A 14,658-nucleotide genomic window follows, 5' to 3' on the forward strand; every position below is an offset into this window, starting at 1 on the left:
AGATGGGCTAATTCAATAATTGCTCTCAACCATATTAATCCGTAGTATCAATAAAACTGCGGAGTGTTTATGATAAACGAACTGAAAATCGTAAACTTTAGATCGATTACCAGCGATAAAGTTATACTTAAGAATAATCTAACTACAGTTATTGGTTCCAATGGCACGGGGAAGACGAACTTAATTCTTGCATTGAAATTTATTGCTAGTTGTTTGTCAGAATCACCCGTCAGGGCAATTCAGCGCGCAGGGGGGCTTGACAAAGTCTTCTCAGTTAGAGAACGACGTGCACAAAAATGTTCGTTTCAAATTTCAATTTCACGTGATCCAGATGAGAACCTGGCCGATGAACGTACTCCATCACATCCATTCACCGAAGCAGTCTACTTTTTTGAGTTGATGTATGACGAATCTCAAAAAAATCTAAAAATTAGCAAGGAAAAACTCACTTTTAAAAACGCTCCATCAAATGAAGGCGTGGTTATTTTCGAAAGAAACACCATACACCAGTCGACTAATAAGATTAGTGGATTAGTTAGAAAAGTATTTGATGAAAACGGCGAATTTCCTTTTCTAGGCATTGAACCAAACAGCCTACTACTTTCTAGATTTGGTCATATTTTGCGTCGCGACTCAACATATCCCCTTAGAAAAGCAATTAGAAAAGTCTGGTTAGAGCTTGCCTCCATCATTGGGTACAATTTCGACCCACAGGCCTTACGCAAATCAGCTGATCTACTGTCATCAAATGAGCTAGCTTATGATGGAAAGGGATTCGCTGCTATCATTAATCGACTCAAAAGTAGTGATTCAGTAGTTCTCAGGCTCCGTGGTAGATTCGAAGAAGTCGACGGCCCCGAATTAATGACCCAGCTGTCTGACATTTATCAAGACATTCTTCCATTTCTCGCGGAAGTGAACTCCAGCGAAGCTATTGACACAACAACAGTTAATTTGGAGTTTACAGAAAAACACCAAGTTGGCACTCAAAAACACTTTAGCTCAGAGAATTTATCGGATGGAACGATGAAGTTCTTGGCTATTGCAACAGCAATTCTAATGCCTGGATACTCACTACTTTTCATTGAAGAGCTCGAGAACTATTTGAATCCAAAAGCAATCAGAAGACTAATACAGCTTATGCGTGACACATCATCACCGAACAAAAGATTTATACTAACTACACACTCAGAAACCATTTTAAATCTTATGCGCCCCTCCGAAATACTCGTAAGTAGACGGGACGAGGATGGCTCAACCTATTACACGCAATTTGAAAAACTAAAAGAAATTGATTCGGCAATCGATAGCTCCGGAATGTCTCTTGGTACAATTTGGGCTAAAGGTGGACTCGATGCCTTCTAAGAAGAAAGTCGCTCTTCTGATCGACGGAAAATCTGAACGCGCAATCCTCGAAAAGCTTGATCGTACGGCCCATGACTTTTCACCAATTAAACGAGATCGGAACGGCAAGGACGTGTCCGCAAAAGCAATAGCAAATGAGTGCATCGAAATTTTGGGATTTTCCAGCAAGCTTCATCAGTCAAACATCATCATTGTCGATAGAGAAGACCGCACTACATCGGCTCTCACTTTAGAAACTGAAATTAGAAACTTAATTGCAGAAAATTTTAAAGGTACCTTCGACTTAGTTGTAAGCGATAAAATGTTTGAAAACTGGATCCTAGCTGACATTGAGAATGTCAGCTCTAAAAATCCAACTTTGCTAAATCCGACACCGAATTCCAAAGAGTACGAAGGCACTCATGGGGCTGGACAAATCGAGTCAATTTGGAAAACAACCCATTCAAAAAGATTCGGAAGCGATAAGGCTGGAAACTGCAAGAAGCTTTTCAAACACGTTCGTCCATTGATTGGATCAACATACTCACATAGCTTACATAGGTTCTTACAAATATTGCAAAAGCATGAAATTAAAATTTACTAGATGGCAAACCGAAGGAGACATACTACTTCATTGCATTTAATCATTTTCTAGAAAAATTTACTTACGTTTCACCGGTTTCCACTCCATGATTTCTTTACTCATTGAGAATAGAGGCTGGGGATGCGTGCAACTTCTTGGAAATTGGCCACTTTTATTTTTTTCAATTTCATGTCTGAGTCAATTCTGGCTCGTCCAGCTTGCTACAATGCAAGTAACCCACAGGCCATCACAATCAAAGAATCAGAAGGCAAAGAAAGTAAAGAATCAGCCAGTACTGCCAAGGCAATTTGGGAAAATGAAGCAACAGATCAAGATGGCGTGCTGGTACCCGCCTACATAAAGCTAAATGCGCAATCCAAGAATCTGCGCTTTTCGACGATGGCCTTGCGATTTCCTGACGGAGAACCCGACAAATACTACGTCGAATGCGACGGCGGGTTTCTGACTCTTGTAAAAACCGGAACCCGTTTGAAGCTAAATTCCACATATCTGGCCGGAGAGATTCAATCATCCAACGATGATGGCTGTGGTATGGGAGAAGTGAAATTTAAGGATCTTATTCTTGAGAAAACAAACTGCCCTCAATAACCAGTAACTACCGTTCGCGACGCATGGTCTGACGAAGTTGGCTTTCCACATCGCGTTTTTTGATGGATTCGCGCTTGTCGTGGGTCTTTTTACCCTTCACCAAGGCGATCTCTAATTTTGCACGACCGTTTTTGAAATAGATCTTCAAAGGTACGCAGGAATAACCTTTTTCTGCCAAGGCGGCTGCGATTTCATCGAGCTCCTTGCGATTCATCAAAAGTTTTCTTAGGCGTTCAGGAACGTGATTGTTGTAGCTGGAAGCTTTGTATTCAGCGATGTGCGCATTCTGCAGGAAGGCCTCGCTGCCACGGAAAGTGATATAGGAATCCTTTAGCTGCACGTCTTTATTGCGCAGGGATTTGACTTCGCTTCCCATCAACATAAGACCCGCTTCGAAAGTTTCCACAATCGTGTAATCGAAACGCGCCTTTTTGTTGTCCTGAATGATCAGAATGTTACCGCTCATGTCTTACTCAAATCCAAACTTGTGATACAGCTTTACGAACTGCGCGGGGCTTAATTCCTCGGCACGGGCTGTTTCCGGGAACCCCAGTTCCTTGATCCACTCTATCAGTTGTTCTTGAGTTACATTTCTTTGTCCCAAAATACCAGCCAAATTTTTCTTCAAAAGCTTGCGCCGTTGGGCAAAGGCCATTTTAACGAAGGTCAGGAAGGATTTGTGGTTTTTCACTGCACTTGTAATGCGCGTGAAACCCAAAACGCGGCTGGCCACCTTTGGCGGCGGAGCAAAGTCCCCGGGACCCGCTTCAGACACGATGTGAATGTTCCAGAAAGTCTGCGCGATCACACTCAAAAGACCATAGTGCTCATCCCGAGCCGGTGCTTTGATTCTTTGCGCGACTTCTTTTTGAAACATCAAAACCATGTGCGCGACGCCGTGGTTTTCCATCGAGCGTTCAATCACGATACTGGAAGAAATCTGATACGGAAGATTGCTGACGAATACCAATTTTTTATCACTGAAGAATTGTGACCAATCCATACGAAGCGCGTCTTCTTCATGAACGGTCAAACCTTTACCACGCCAGTAAGCTGCAATCTCGCGATCCAGCTCGATCACCTGCATCGGCACATTCAATTCCAAAAGCAAATCTGTCAAAGCCCCGGGACCAGGCCCCACTTCCACCATTTGCTCTGGCTGGAAAGCTTTAACCTGATCAATGATGCGATTGATGACCACGTCATTCACCAAAAAGTTTTGCCCTAGAGCCTTCTTAGCTTCAATGCCCAGTAGTTCCTGGGCCTTTTTCAATCGTTCGCGGGCATAACTCATTTAAAATCCGATGTAAGAGCGTGAGGAGATGGACCCAGATCGATTTCTGAAGTTTCACCGCGAGCCATGCGCAAGGCACCTGCGTATCCGATCATGGCAGCATTGTCTGTGCAATAACGTAAAGGTGGAATCACAAGACGCAATCCACGTTTCGCAGCCCATTCTTCAGCGCGGGCACGAAGTCGCGAGTTCGCACTCACTCCCCCCGTTAAGATCACGCGCTTGGCTTTGAAAATTTTTGCAGCCCGATCCAATTTAGCAATAAGCACATCAACAATCGCTTCTTGAAACGAAGCGCACAGATCCGGCAATTGCGCCTTCACTTGTTCAGGTCCTAATTGCTGAATCATTCTTTGCCCCGAAGATTTAAGCCCCGAGAAACTCATATCAAAAGTGTCTTCGTGAATCATACTGCGCGGAAACTCAAACGCCTGGGGATTTCCCTGCTTGGCCATTTGATCAACCTTCACGCCACCTGGGAATCCAAGGCCCGCCATCTTTGCAAACTTATCAAAGCATTCGCCAGCTGCATCGTCCTTGGTGGCCCCAAGAACCCGATACTCGCCCAATCCCGTGATGTGATACAGGCTTGTGTGCCCACCACTGATTGCCAGACCCACATACGGATAATCAAAATCCTCTGGCGGAGCAAACTGAGCATCACGTAAAAATGGCGCCAGTAAATGACCTTCCAGATGATTCACCCCTAAGAAGGGAATGTGTTTGGCTTGCGAAAGTGATTTTGCCGTAACCAGTCCCACGATCAAAGCACCCACCAAACCTGGACGGTTGGTAACGGCAATCCCGTGAATATCGGACCAGTTCATATTGGCTTTTTTAAAGGCTTCCTCGATCAGAGGAATAAGGGCGATGGAATGATTGCGAGCTGCGATTTCCGGAACCACGCCACCGTAGGCTTCGTGCTCCAGATCCTGAGAAGCGGACACCACCGAATGCACCCAGCCGCTGCGATCCACGATCGCAACTGAGGTATCATCACAACTGGTCTCTATCGCTAATACTCTTTCAATCACTTTGGCTTATTTCATACCCTTCAAACGGATCTTAGCACGGCGGGCTTCATCTGACTTCGGAAATTTGCTTAAAACCTCATCAAAAAAGGTTTTAGCTTCCTCTTTCATACCCAGCTCCTGGAAGGAAACACCGATTTTATAGGTCGCATCTGCAAAGTGAGTCCCCTTCGGAGATTCATCACGGTATTTTTGATAAGACAAGATGGCCTGTTTCCAGTCCTTTTTATTGAAATGTTCCTGAGCGGTTTCATAGGAACCACGTTTTGATTTTTCCACGGCTTTATCAGCGGCAGCTCGCTCAGCAGCCGCTTTTTCAGCAGCTTCCGCTGCTTGGCGATTGGCCTGAACTGCATTTAGAACAGCCGCTTGCTGATACATCTGGTTTTCCATTTTAGTCAGGCTTTCCTGCAAAATGTCCACTTTCTTGGTCAATGCTTCGTTCTGCTGTTGAGCAGCTTTTAATTGTTTTTCCAAATTTTCAGTCTGCTGGCTGTTTTCAACCACATCCAGACGACCATTCAGCGCACGCATTTGTTCCTGAAGATCAGTCACACGTTCACTGGCATCAGCGTTCGCACGCTGCATGGTATTTACTTGTTGTTGGTAAACCTGGCGTTGCTCGGTGTTGCGAACATCATTACGAGTTTGCAGACAGCCGGTCATGAAAAGTGAAATGGCAACCAAGGTAACAAGTAACTTCATAGAATGTCTCCGGTCTTTTGACGTATCAAACGAGCTGAGTTCTCTGCTTTTTCGGCAGCGAAACGGGCTCTGACAAATTGTTCTTTAGCTCGGGCGAAATCACGGTCGTTATAATAAATGCGACCTTTGCGATAGGCTTCTTCAGCCTGATGCCAATATCCTGGCGAATGACGGGCGGCTTGAACAGAACGGGCTGCATCGATAGCAGCCCGTGCAAGTGAGTAGTCCTCGATGGGCGCAGGGACCGTCTGGCATCCAACCATCACCGAAAAAAATAAAACTCCGATGAGTAATCTGGCCAATGTCACTGCGACCCTACTTACTACTGAGCAGGTACGAAGTTAGCGCGGCGGTTTTTAGACCAAGCTTCTTCAGAATCACCGTTAGCAACTGGTTTTTCTTTACCGTAAGAGATAGTGCTCAAACGGTCAGCTGCGATACCCATGGAAACCATGTACGCTTTAACTGCGTTAGCACGACGCTCGCCCAAAGCAACGTTGTATTCGATAGTACCACGAGAGTCACAGTGACCTTCGATTTGTACTTTTACGTTACCGTTCTTTTTCATCCACTCAACGTTTGTTGCGATATCTTTTTTAGAGTTCGCATCAAGGCTGGATTTATCGTAACCGAAATGAACTGTTACTAGTCCATCGATTTTACCAGAGTCAGAACCTGCTGGATCAAAGCTCATTGGCGTTGACTCAATTGCAGTGTTACCAGTTGGGGAAGTAGAAATGTTTGCATCTGATTGAGATTGTTTACCTTTACAACCAACTACCATCGCACATGCAACAAGACCGAATACCAATTTACGAACCATGATGTCCTCCTATGAAGTTCATATAATTTACATTAAAAACTTTAATTTATAGCGGCTCATTGTCAAAGCTTTTGCTTCCTTTGAGTGTGTTGCGTTGATTTGGAGTTAAAGACTGAGACAAAAATATGCAGAAATCTTCCGTTTAGAATATTTGCTAGATAATGCCAAGCAGCAGGACCTTCGTCATCATACCGCCTCTTTGGCTCAGTATTTGAAGTTTTCATAAGTCAGAATGAAGAAAGCCATCCGCAAGCGCATTATTCACTTTTGGGAAGCTCCCGAGGTGCCCTTATTGGGCGCCGTCGGTGGGCCTTTGACAGGCAGTCTCACAATGAGACAGCTTTTGGTTGCGGTCCTTCTGACGATGGCCTGTTTTTCAAGCAATGCCCAAGCGGCGGCGCCCCTTTGTTCCGAGGTGTTCACGCCTTCCCGAGCTTCAATTCCCCTGATCACCAAGAGGGTCGCGGAGAACATCTTCGCCACCAACCGCAATCTTGAAGACTACTCTTTGGAGTTACATCCTGATTTCAAAGTAAGCATCGCCAAACTTACTGCCAACCAGCACTGGGTGGATTTGGGTGCCGGCAAGGCGACAGCGCAAATTCAATTTTTGAAGTCCTTCAAAAACAAAAGCGACCGACCTCAAATGACCGCCGTGGCTTTCAAGCTGGATCGCTGGTTCAAGCCTTCCACCTTTAATGGAAAATTAAGTATCCAAGAGGGCGCCTATGAGGCGATGCCCACGGCCTCCTGGAAAAAAGCGGACGTGGTTACGGACTTGTACGGCGTTCTGTCCTACACAACGGACTTTTCCGGGGCTCTACAAAAAACTGTTGATATGATGAATGTTCATGGTGAGCTTTACCTCCTGGCTCTCCCTTGGGGCTACCAATTTGAAAAAGGGCCAACCCAGATGGACCTGCCCCAATATCTTGAAGGCATTGAGGGCTTGCGAATAGAACATCTTCAACGAGGACAATTCAAAATCACCAAAACCCAAGAGTCCGTCACTATTCCACCGGTTGAGCTGCTTCGTTACACCGACAGCCCTCCTCCGCTTCGCACTTTTCAAATTAAGTAAGCCCCCTCGCTCTGCGTCGCACTGAGCCAATCCGCTCGGTCTTGACAAAGGGCGATGCCCCCCAAGATTATTGATAATAATGACAACTAGCGGCCAGGAGGCTGCTTATTGTAATGGGGGGAAGTCGATGGAGAAAATCAGCTGGATTAAAGAACTTGTGAAGGCTGAACAGCAGATGGAAGAGTCCGGTCTTGTGGACATGAGCTTCGGTTTCGACGCTGACAAAATCATGGTCGGCGAAACGATCCAATTCCTTCTGGCTTTGAAGACAGAATTTGTTGATTCTTCTTCAGCGTTCAACGAACTAAAGCCTTCCGCTTTGGGTCGTATCAAAATCTACGGTATCGCAAAAACTCACGCCGACTTTATGTTGTTCCGTAACGGCTTCAAAATGATCTTTTCATTGAAGGGCCCAGGACAAATCAGCGTGCGCTTTAACTTTATCGGTACAAACTACATCCCAACACCAGGTGCTGGCGATGCTCAGGCCACAACGACAAACGTTATGGACGAGCACGTTGTTGAAGCTAAATGGGGTGCCTTTGGCGAGTTGGTGTGGACTTACCAAAACCAACCGGTGAAGTTGGAATACATGGTTCGCCACTATCTGACCTTGTTCATCAAGGAAAGTTCAAAATAGATTTCTAAAAAGGGAGCCACAAGCTCCCTTTTTTTTATGTCCAAAGATGTCCGCCCTATCCGACCGGCGGGAGCATCCCCAAGCATCTCACGACCTGAATTCCCCCGCTGATTGCAAGCACCTCAAGCTCGGAGGTTCTATCATGAAAGCAAAACAACTCATCAAAAACAAAAAAGGCCAAGGCCTTATCGAATATCTGATCATCGTTGCCATCGTCGCCGTCGGCAGTATGGCTGTTATCAAACTTGTCGGTGCAAACATCGATGTTCAATTTGCTAACGTCGCCAAAGCCCTGGGTGGTGATTCCGGAAAAATCGCCGCCAAGGAAGTCACAGAGGGCGTTTATAAAAAACGCGACTTCGGCAACTTCTTCGACGACGCCGTCAATGACAAGTCTTCAAAAAAGGGACAATAGAGGTCAAGGGCTACTGGAAACCGTTTTAATTCTGCCCGTGGCCCTGGCATTCATCGGTTTGCTGTTCTTTGCTAGCTATCGGGCGCTGGTTTACTTCTATGCCGATCACATTCTGCATGAAGCGATGATCTGCACGGATGCAGACACTCTGTCCACTTGCGAACAGGACTTCACACCAAAGATCAGGAAGATCACTCTGCGAAATGAAAACATATCATTGCGACTGAGTCGTTCCGGCTGGGGAAAAAACCACACTCTGACAGGACGTGTGGAAATCGCCAGCAACCTGAAAACCAAAATTAAAATCGAAAAAATCATGCGCTTTCCAATCAAGGGGTCCCCATGAAATTCCAAAATCAAAATGGCTTTGCCTTGGCCATCATGGTTCCCCTGCTTCCCGTTATTCTGGGATTCAGCTTGATGTCTTATGCAGCAATTGGATTTATGCAAATAGATCAAAAGTTCAAACACACCTGCCGCAGCGGCGGGCTTGCCGGACAGGAGAAGGCCAGTAAACAAATCGAAGCCCTGCTGAAACTAAATCCCAAGGCTGCAAACCTTATTCGAGATTTGCGCCAAGCCGAAAGGGCCCTCAAGGTGGCCAAGAACCCGGCAGTCCAAGCCGCCATCTTGGTCAGGATTGGCATCATCCAAGCTGCTCAGCATGTTTTAAGCATTCGCCAGAAGCAAATCATCCTTCAGGGAAATCTGGCTTTGCAATCCGCCAATCAGTCCACCTCCTCTCGACTGCGAAAGGTCGGTACGGAACTTCGGGACTACGACAGCATTTTTACAAGCAAATTCCTGTCCCACCCCCGCGCAGCTCCCCGCCTGTCCGTCTCGCCGGACGGGCCGGACATCGCTCCGATTTACCGAACTGATCCCGACATCGAAACCCGCCAAGCCTTGGTGCAAAGCTGGCAATACGACCTTAGCATGCCCCTGAATCTGCGAGGCTTCATCTCGGGGAGCTTTAAATTCAAAAAATCTTGCTCGGTCACAGTGACCGCCAAAGGACAATCATGGATACCAAAAATTCACAGGGACAGATTCTGATTGAGACCTGTCTTTTCATGTTCTTTGTTCTTTTGGTCTTTTGCATTGGCTATAGCAAATTTCAAACAACAGCAAAATCCCGAACCAGCAAAAACCACCAAGGATATAAAAGTTATGAAAATATTAAACACCGAAATCACGGATTTCAATTCTCTCAAGATGTTGTTCGTTAATAAATTTACTGCATTGAAGTTTGATCACAGGCTGCTGCTTCTGGGATTTGTCATTCTAGGCGCAATGGCCTTTTTCAATCGAAGCGACGAGCCCGTTGAAGCTCCGGTCCTTGAATCAAAGCCTCAATCGGTCGACACCTTCATTCCCCGTGGACACGTCTTGATTCCCTTGGAACTTGCCAACTCCGAAGCTTTAAGCTCCATCATTGGCGACATGGGAGGCGTGGTGGATTTGTACCTTGCCTCTGAAGAAAAAAAGATCGGCGGTCTGCTGGTAGCTTCGCGCGTGAAGTTGGTACGAGCTCCTCTGAATCCGGATCAGTTTGCCGTGTTGGTTAAGGAGTCCGACGGCGGAAAAATCCTGCAACGAAACGGACCCTTCATTGCAGTCGTTCAAAATCCTGAAGCTCGCGGCGCAAATCTCGCCAGGGAAAACAAAAGCTCCGTGCGCATCGAATACTCGAACTAGGAAATATTATGAAACAGTTTTTACTTCTGATTATGGGGCTATTCCACTCTGCAAGTTGCCTCGCCAGCGGCGTGTTAATTCAAGCCCCCGGCAGCAGCCCCGACGAATTCATGAAATACCTGAAGAGTCATCCCGCTGCGATCCCCCACAGCCAGTTTCAATCAGAAAAACTGAGAAGCAATCCTCGCCAGGAAGAGGATCTTTATCGCATCGGTGACAATATGGAAGTTCCGGCAAAGGTGCTTGCGGAAAAGTTTAAAACTATTGAAGATGGCGGCCCGTTAAGTGAGACCTCTACGAATTTCATCTTTGATTTGACCAGCAGACTTCTTGAACGACCCGACTTGCAGAACAACGCGCAGTTGAAAACCTTGAATTGCAAGGTCCGTGGTCTGCTGGGAATTCCAATGGAAAAATGCAGAAAAGTTCAAGTGGACTTCCCGGCCATTGGACGCCAGTGGTCCTTTGCCTCGGTCGTAATGATCGAATCAGCCGCATTTACATTGAGCGCTATCAATCATCTGGATATTTCCAGCGAGGCTGTTTATCAGTTTGCTTTGATTTCAGATACTCACAAGACGGTGATGTTCAAAGGAACCTATGCCCAATTCATGCAGCAACATTTCTCTGCCGAGACGCTGGTTAATGGAAGCTGCCGGGGCTTCAGCTCCAATATCGATGATTTTCAAATCTTGAATTCCGGATCAGTCTATTTTGACAATGATTGTATTAAATCAGCTTCTTCACCGAAGAACTCATCCCGGTTTGGCGACTGGATTGAAAACAACAAATCCTGGGTTTATCCCGTCGGAATTTTACTGATTGGCAGTGCCGGCGCTTATGCTTTGAAAGACAAAACTTTGGTAATCACAAAACCTTAAGTCAGATCCAAAGTTTTACCGTCGAAAACGACTTCTTTAATTTTATCGTCTTCAATGATCGTCCAAGAATCCGTGTAAGTCGCATCAGGATGCCCATGATAAACGCTTAAATCCCCAGTGAATCGTTTGATTCGATCTTTGGGGCTTTCCTCAAGGGCTTTCTTGTTTGAAAAGAAGGACGTGGGTTCAATTGGGCTGTCACAACCGAAAGAAATCGGAATTTGCGCATTCTTAAGTGCTTCCCACGGGAAAGCGTAAGAATAAAGGCCGCGCAATTTTTGTTGCAACCACTGACGATCACTTAACCAATGGCATGGTTGCATATGGCAGCGCACGTGCAGTGGCTTCATCATCTGAATGGTTTCAGGGCGCAGAACCTGGGCATGCTCCAGATTTAGGCGACCCACAAATCCTTGCGCAGAAACCTGACGTGCCAGCTTCACCATTCTGTGGGCAGCTTCATCACCGATCGTATGAACGGATACTTCCAAGCCCGCAGACCAAGTCAGCTTCAACAACTCTTCGACATCTTCGAGCGACCACAAAGTTTTTCCATAGTTTTCGCCCTCGCCATTATATGGGCGAGACAACAAAGCCGTTTCAGATCCCAGGGATCCATCATAGAAAAACTTTATTCCCTTGGCTCTTAGAAGTTTGCTGGGCGTTTTTCGCGCCATCAACACAGATGCAATCGCCGCATCCAGCTGTTTCAAATTATGAACCGTGTAGTTTTCCTCAATCGCCAAAGTCAGCTCATTGGCCTCTTCCATTTCGACCAATAAATTCCACAAAGCATCTGTGCAGGACATATCGCGGATATGAGTAAATCCAGAACGATTGTACATCTTGCAAGCGGCAAGAATCTGTTGGCGTTGCTGCTGCTTTTCAAAAGGTGGGATTCGTTCGAAACTTTGTAAGTGAATTTCTTCAGAAAGAAGGCCCGAGTCCGATTGTAACCCCAGCTCTTTTAAAGCTGCTGAGTTCACCCACGCTGTGTGACCGTCGGCTCTGCACAGATAAACTGGATAGTTTGGGAAAACCTCATCCAGTTGCTGCTTGGTCGGAAGTTTTTTATCTGCCCACTTGTTTTCGTTCCAACCAAACCCTACAAGCCAACCACCACGGAAGGCGGTCTTATTTTGCAAATTCACGTAACGAATGTCCTCGGGACTTGGCAGATCAAACAACATCAAACCCGTGGCGAATTCGCCGGTGGCCAGAAAGTGAGTATGACTGTCGTAAAGACGTGGGATCTTTAAAAGCATAAGGCCCTCTGTTTTATCAGAGGGCCTTATGTTTTTTAAGTTATAATTTTTAATTCTTAAATTAGCGACCTGTGCCGACGCCAACGCCCGTTCCCGTCGTCCCTGTTGGAACTGGAATACCTGAACCTGGAACCGTCACTCCGCCACCGATCGGTGTCGTCGCTGTGCCGCTGCCACCCATAATCACGCCACCCGGCATAGTCGTTGTGCTGTAAGCACCCACTGGGTAGTAGCCAGATGAACCGGAACCACCAATGTAACCTGTGCTACCTGAGAATGCTCCAGATCGGATGCTATAAAGTTTTTGCTGCAAGGTCATGATCTCTGCAACAACACTTTGAGAAGCCTGTTCACGTTGCACTTGAGACTGCATGTAAGCTTGTTGCTGCGCCATCGCAGATTGATATTGCTGCATCTGCATTTGCATCATTTGCTGTTGCATTTGCATCATACCCATATCACCCGCGTAACCGCTGGACATCGCTCCCATATATGTGCCCATTCCGCCCATATACATACCGCCCATGTAGGAACCGGCCATGCCACCCATGTACATACCACCGCCAGCAATACCGCCGACCATCGCACCCGGGTAAGCCATACCGCCACCCATATACATGCCGCCCATGTAGGAACCAGCCATTCCGCCCATCATGTTACCCATGTACATGCCACCGCTGGCAATACCGCCAACCATCGCACCCGGGTAAGCCATACCGCCACCCATGTACATGCCGCCCATGTAGGAACCAGCCATGCCGCCCATCATTGAGCCCATCATATTGCCCATCATGGAACCCATGTACATACCGCCGGAAGCCATGCCACCGACCATAGTGCCCATCATGTTACCCATGTACATGCCGCCCATCATAGAGCCCATCATATTACCCATCATGGAACCCATCATACCGCCTGGATATGAACCCATGAAACCGTTGGCAATACCATTTACGAAACTCATACCACCGTTAGCATATGGACCCATGCCCATACCCATCGGACCAGCTACACCCCAAGGACCCATGCCCGGAGCATAAATACCACCACCCATTTGAGCGTATGGATTCATCATACCCATTGCATAAGGGTTACCCCACATGCCCGAACCATTTGCGCCACCGTATGGACCATACATACCGTAAGGACCACCGTTCTGACCATAACAACCAAAACCACCGGCACCGATACCACTGCCCATTTGTGCTCCATAAACACCGCTACCACCAGCAAAAGCCTGAGTCAGGCCTGTTGCCATGTAAGGCATACCCATCATCCAATATGGAGCTGGATTCATCGGGTAACCAAGATTTGCCGCTGCATCTACAGAGTACTCATTTGCTTGTTTACCCATGTACATGCCAAGAACACCCATACCGACGTTGGCGATAACACTTGTCCAGTCAGTTTGAGGTTTTTCATAACGATAGCCATTACCTGCAGCCGCACAATCACCGCTTCCGCAGACGCCAGCCTCAGTAACACCACGTTGAGCATCTTGTCTTGCTTGAAGAGCGTCTTTACGAGCGTCCTTCAAATCATCATTTGCATATTCAATAGAACGATCGATTGCTTCGATGTCATCACGAAGTCTGTTTGCTGTTTGAACAGATTTACCGTAAGCCGTAATAGACGTCTTACATTTTTCAACTCTGCCAACACGACGATCTTTATTTTGATACTTTGCGTTTGAACAAACGCTGGTGTTAATAGCACCACGTTTGCTTTTGTTACAAACGTAGCTGCCGCCACCATCAGTGCCATTCCATTCTACCGGAGTAAAGGCACCCGGAGAGGATTTTCCTTCATCATTTTGTGTCAGGCTATCTTCATCTTCGCCCATGTCAGCCGAAACGATCGGACCATTTGGCATGTAACCTGTGTATTCGCTGCATGAACGAGAGTTGTCCATATGCTCATAAAGCGTCGAAGAATAGTCCTCAGAGATCACGTCGTCGATGTCACGCTTCGCGTACTTCATGTCGCGTTCCATCTTTTGCAGCTCACGCTTTTTCTCTGCTTTGTCTTTTTTCATTTGCGCGATGGATTGCTGAATCTCAGAAACCATATCGTCTTCAGATGTCGCAGCCGAGCCCGCACTGTAATTATAAGGACATGCCTGCATACCGCCTGCTAATCCAACACCATACAATTGAGCCTGTGCATTCACAGCAAAACCCAACACGATCGTCAGTGGGGTTGCAACGCGAATCCATAATTTCATACTCGATCTCCTGAAAATAATAAGCACTATTCGTTTCACTTATCGTCAGAACTAGACAGAGACTT

18 protein-coding genes are annotated in these 14,658 nt (G+C 46.6%); 10 read left to right on the top strand and 8 right to left on the bottom strand.

Going from position 1 to position 14,658, the window contains the following annotated elements:
- Nucleotides 1-69: 69 nt before the first annotated feature.
- The 3 genes from AAAA73_RS07570 (at nucleotide 70) to AAAA73_RS07580 (ending at nucleotide 2,536) form a co-directional block, all read left to right on the top strand.
- On the top strand, nucleotides 70-1,365 hold the full coding sequence (locus AAAA73_RS07570; RefSeq protein ID WP_340597596.1) for an AAA family ATPase: 1,296 nt from the start codon (nucleotides 70-72) through the stop codon (nucleotides 1,363-1,365).
- Complete coding sequence (locus AAAA73_RS07575; RefSeq protein WP_340597597.1) at nucleotides 1,355-1,948, top strand: hypothetical protein; 594 nt, start codon at nucleotides 1,355-1,357, stop codon at nucleotides 1,946-1,948. The genes AAAA73_RS07570 and AAAA73_RS07575 overlap by 11 nt, the downstream gene beginning before the upstream one ends.
- A gap of 168 nt (nucleotides 1,949-2,116) precedes the next feature.
- A complete protein-coding gene (locus AAAA73_RS07580) occupies nucleotides 2,117-2,536 on the top strand; it encodes a hypothetical protein (protein WP_340597598.1) in 420 nt (139 codons plus the stop codon).
- A 7-nt stretch (nucleotides 2,537-2,543) separates the two neighbouring features.
- Here the strand turns inward: AAAA73_RS07580 and smpB are convergent, their stop codons facing one another.
- From smpB to pal, 6 genes are read right to left on the bottom strand one after another with little or no spacing between them, the layout of a single operon-like run.
- Nucleotides 2,544-3,002, bottom strand: coding sequence for an SsrA-binding protein SmpB (gene smpB, locus AAAA73_RS07585; protein ID WP_340597599.1), 459 nt, complete (start codon nucleotides 3,000-3,002; stop codon nucleotides 2,544-2,546).
- Nucleotides 3,003-3,005: 3 nt separating this feature from the next.
- Entirely contained in the window at nucleotides 3,006-3,830 is an 825-nt protein-coding gene (gene rsmA / locus AAAA73_RS07590; protein WP_340597600.1) for a 16S rRNA (adenine(1518)-N(6)/adenine(1519)-N(6))-dimethyltransferase RsmA, read from the bottom strand.
- On the bottom strand, nucleotides 3,827-4,861 hold the full coding sequence (gene tsaD, locus AAAA73_RS07595) for a tRNA (adenosine(37)-N6)-threonylcarbamoyltransferase complex transferase subunit TsaD (protein WP_445292035.1): 1,035 nt from the start codon (nucleotides 4,859-4,861) through the stop codon (nucleotides 3,827-3,829). Before tsaD ends, rsmA begins: the two co-directional genes overlap by 4 nt.
- Nucleotides 4,862-4,870: 9 nt before the next feature.
- The gene (locus AAAA73_RS07600; RefSeq protein ID WP_340597602.1) at nucleotides 4,871-5,566 is read right to left on the bottom strand and encodes a tetratricopeptide repeat protein; all 696 of its coding nucleotides are present in this window, start codon (nucleotides 5,564-5,566) and stop codon (nucleotides 4,871-4,873) included.
- The gene (locus tag AAAA73_RS07605; RefSeq protein ID WP_340597603.1) at nucleotides 5,563-5,874 is read right to left on the bottom strand and encodes a DUF4398 domain-containing protein; all 312 of its coding nucleotides are present in this window, start codon (nucleotides 5,872-5,874) and stop codon (nucleotides 5,563-5,565) included. The genes AAAA73_RS07600 and AAAA73_RS07605 overlap by 4 nt, the downstream gene beginning before the upstream one ends.
- A 14-nt stretch (nucleotides 5,875-5,888) precedes the next feature.
- The gene (pal, locus tag AAAA73_RS07610; protein ID WP_340597604.1) at nucleotides 5,889-6,389 is read right to left on the bottom strand and encodes a peptidoglycan-associated lipoprotein Pal; all 501 of its coding nucleotides are present in this window, start codon (nucleotides 6,387-6,389) and stop codon (nucleotides 5,889-5,891) included.
- 232 nt (nucleotides 6,390-6,621) lie between these two features.
- On the opposite strand from pal, the gene AAAA73_RS07615 reads away from it, so the two are divergent.
- From AAAA73_RS07615 to AAAA73_RS07645, 7 genes are all read left to right on the top strand, one after another.
- Nucleotides 6,622-7,470 carry a hypothetical protein gene (locus AAAA73_RS07615; protein WP_340597605.1) on the top strand — a complete coding sequence of 283 codons (849 nt, stop codon included), beginning with the start codon at nucleotides 6,622-6,624 and terminating at the stop codon, nucleotides 7,468-7,470.
- Nucleotides 7,471-7,597: 127 nt separating this feature from the next.
- The gene (locus AAAA73_RS07620; RefSeq protein WP_340597606.1) at nucleotides 7,598-8,110 is read left to right on the top strand and encodes a hypothetical protein; all 513 of its coding nucleotides are present in this window, start codon (nucleotides 7,598-7,600) and stop codon (nucleotides 8,108-8,110) included.
- A gap of 142 nt (nucleotides 8,111-8,252) precedes the next feature.
- On the top strand, nucleotides 8,253-8,525 hold the full coding sequence (locus AAAA73_RS07625; RefSeq protein ID WP_340597607.1) for a Flp family type IVb pilin: 273 nt from the start codon (nucleotides 8,253-8,255) through the stop codon (nucleotides 8,523-8,525).
- Nucleotides 8,526-8,562: 37 nt separating this feature from the next.
- Nucleotides 8,563-8,871 (top strand): hypothetical protein, encoded by a 309-nt coding sequence (locus AAAA73_RS07630; RefSeq protein ID WP_340597608.1) that lies wholly within the window; start codon nucleotides 8,563-8,565, stop codon nucleotides 8,869-8,871.
- Nucleotides 8,868-9,581 (top strand): hypothetical protein, encoded by a 714-nt coding sequence (locus AAAA73_RS07635; protein WP_340597609.1) that lies wholly within the window; start codon nucleotides 8,868-8,870, stop codon nucleotides 9,579-9,581. Before AAAA73_RS07630 ends, AAAA73_RS07635 begins: the two co-directional genes overlap by 4 nt.
- A 114-nt stretch (nucleotides 9,582-9,695) precedes the next feature.
- On the top strand, nucleotides 9,696-10,223 hold the full coding sequence (locus tag AAAA73_RS07640; RefSeq protein ID WP_340597610.1) for a hypothetical protein: 528 nt from the start codon (nucleotides 9,696-9,698) through the stop codon (nucleotides 10,221-10,223).
- Nucleotides 10,224-10,231: 8 nt separating this feature from the next.
- A complete protein-coding gene (locus AAAA73_RS07645) occupies nucleotides 10,232-11,104 on the top strand; it encodes a hypothetical protein (RefSeq protein WP_340597611.1) in 873 nt (290 codons plus the stop codon).
- Here the strand turns inward: AAAA73_RS07645 and AAAA73_RS07650 are convergent.
- Complete coding sequence (locus AAAA73_RS07650; protein ID WP_340597612.1) at nucleotides 11,101-12,369, bottom strand: amidohydrolase; 1,269 nt, start codon at nucleotides 12,367-12,369, stop codon at nucleotides 11,101-11,103. The genes AAAA73_RS07645 and AAAA73_RS07650 overlap by 4 nt on opposite strands.
- 61 nt (nucleotides 12,370-12,430) lie before the next feature.
- Nucleotides 12,431-14,593 carry a hypothetical protein gene (locus AAAA73_RS07655; protein WP_340597613.1) on the bottom strand — a complete coding sequence of 721 codons (2,163 nt, stop codon included), beginning with the start codon at nucleotides 14,591-14,593 and terminating at the stop codon, nucleotides 12,431-12,433.
- Between the last annotated feature and the right edge of the window lie 65 nt (nucleotides 14,594-14,658).

It is taken from the genome of Bdellovibrio sp. GT3 (assembly GCF_037996765.1).
Classification (GTDB): Bacteria; Bdellovibrionota; Bdellovibrionia; order Bdellovibrionales; family Bdellovibrionaceae; genus Bdellovibrio.

Coding starts and splice junctions, on each gene's coding strand:
- AAAA73_RS07570 (WP_340597596.1), top strand. CDS start 70: ATGATAAACGAACTGAAAATCGTAAACTTTAGATCGATTACCAGCGAT.
- AAAA73_RS07575 (WP_340597597.1), top strand. CDS start 1,355: ATGCCTTCTAAGAAGAAAGTCGCTCTTCTGATCGACGGAAAATCTGAA.
- AAAA73_RS07580 (WP_340597598.1), top strand. CDS start 2,117: ATGTCTGAGTCAATTCTGGCTCGTCCAGCTTGCTACAATGCAAGTAAC.
- smpB (WP_340597599.1), bottom strand. CDS start 3,002: ATGAGCGGTAACATTCTGATCATTCAGGACAACAAAAAGGCGCGTTTC.
- rsmA (WP_340597600.1), bottom strand. CDS start 3,830: ATGAGTTATGCCCGCGAACGATTGAAAAAGGCCCAGGAACTACTGGGC.
- AAAA73_RS07600 (WP_340597602.1), bottom strand. CDS start 5,566: ATGAAGTTACTTGTTACCTTGGTTGCCATTTCACTTTTCATGACCGGC.
- pal (WP_340597604.1), bottom strand. CDS start 6,389: ATGGTTCGTAAATTGGTATTCGGTCTTGTTGCATGTGCGATGGTAGTT.
- AAAA73_RS07615 (WP_340597605.1), top strand. CDS start 6,622: ATGAAGAAAGCCATCCGCAAGCGCATTATTCACTTTTGGGAAGCTCCC.
- AAAA73_RS07620 (WP_340597606.1), top strand. CDS start 7,598: ATGGAGAAAATCAGCTGGATTAAAGAACTTGTGAAGGCTGAACAGCAG.
- AAAA73_RS07625 (WP_340597607.1), top strand. CDS start 8,253: ATGAAAGCAAAACAACTCATCAAAAACAAAAAAGGCCAAGGCCTTATC.
- AAAA73_RS07635 (WP_340597609.1), top strand. CDS start 8,868: ATGAAATTCCAAAATCAAAATGGCTTTGCCTTGGCCATCATGGTTCCC.
- AAAA73_RS07640 (WP_340597610.1), top strand. CDS start 9,696: ATGAAAATATTAAACACCGAAATCACGGATTTCAATTCTCTCAAGATG.
- AAAA73_RS07645 (WP_340597611.1), top strand. CDS start 10,232: ATGAAACAGTTTTTACTTCTGATTATGGGGCTATTCCACTCTGCAAGT.
- AAAA73_RS07650 (WP_340597612.1), bottom strand. CDS start 12,369: ATGCTTTTAAAGATCCCACGTCTTTACGACAGTCATACTCACTTTCTG.
- AAAA73_RS07655 (WP_340597613.1), bottom strand. CDS start 14,593: ATGAAATTATGGATTCGCGTTGCAACCCCACTGACGATCGTGTTGGGT.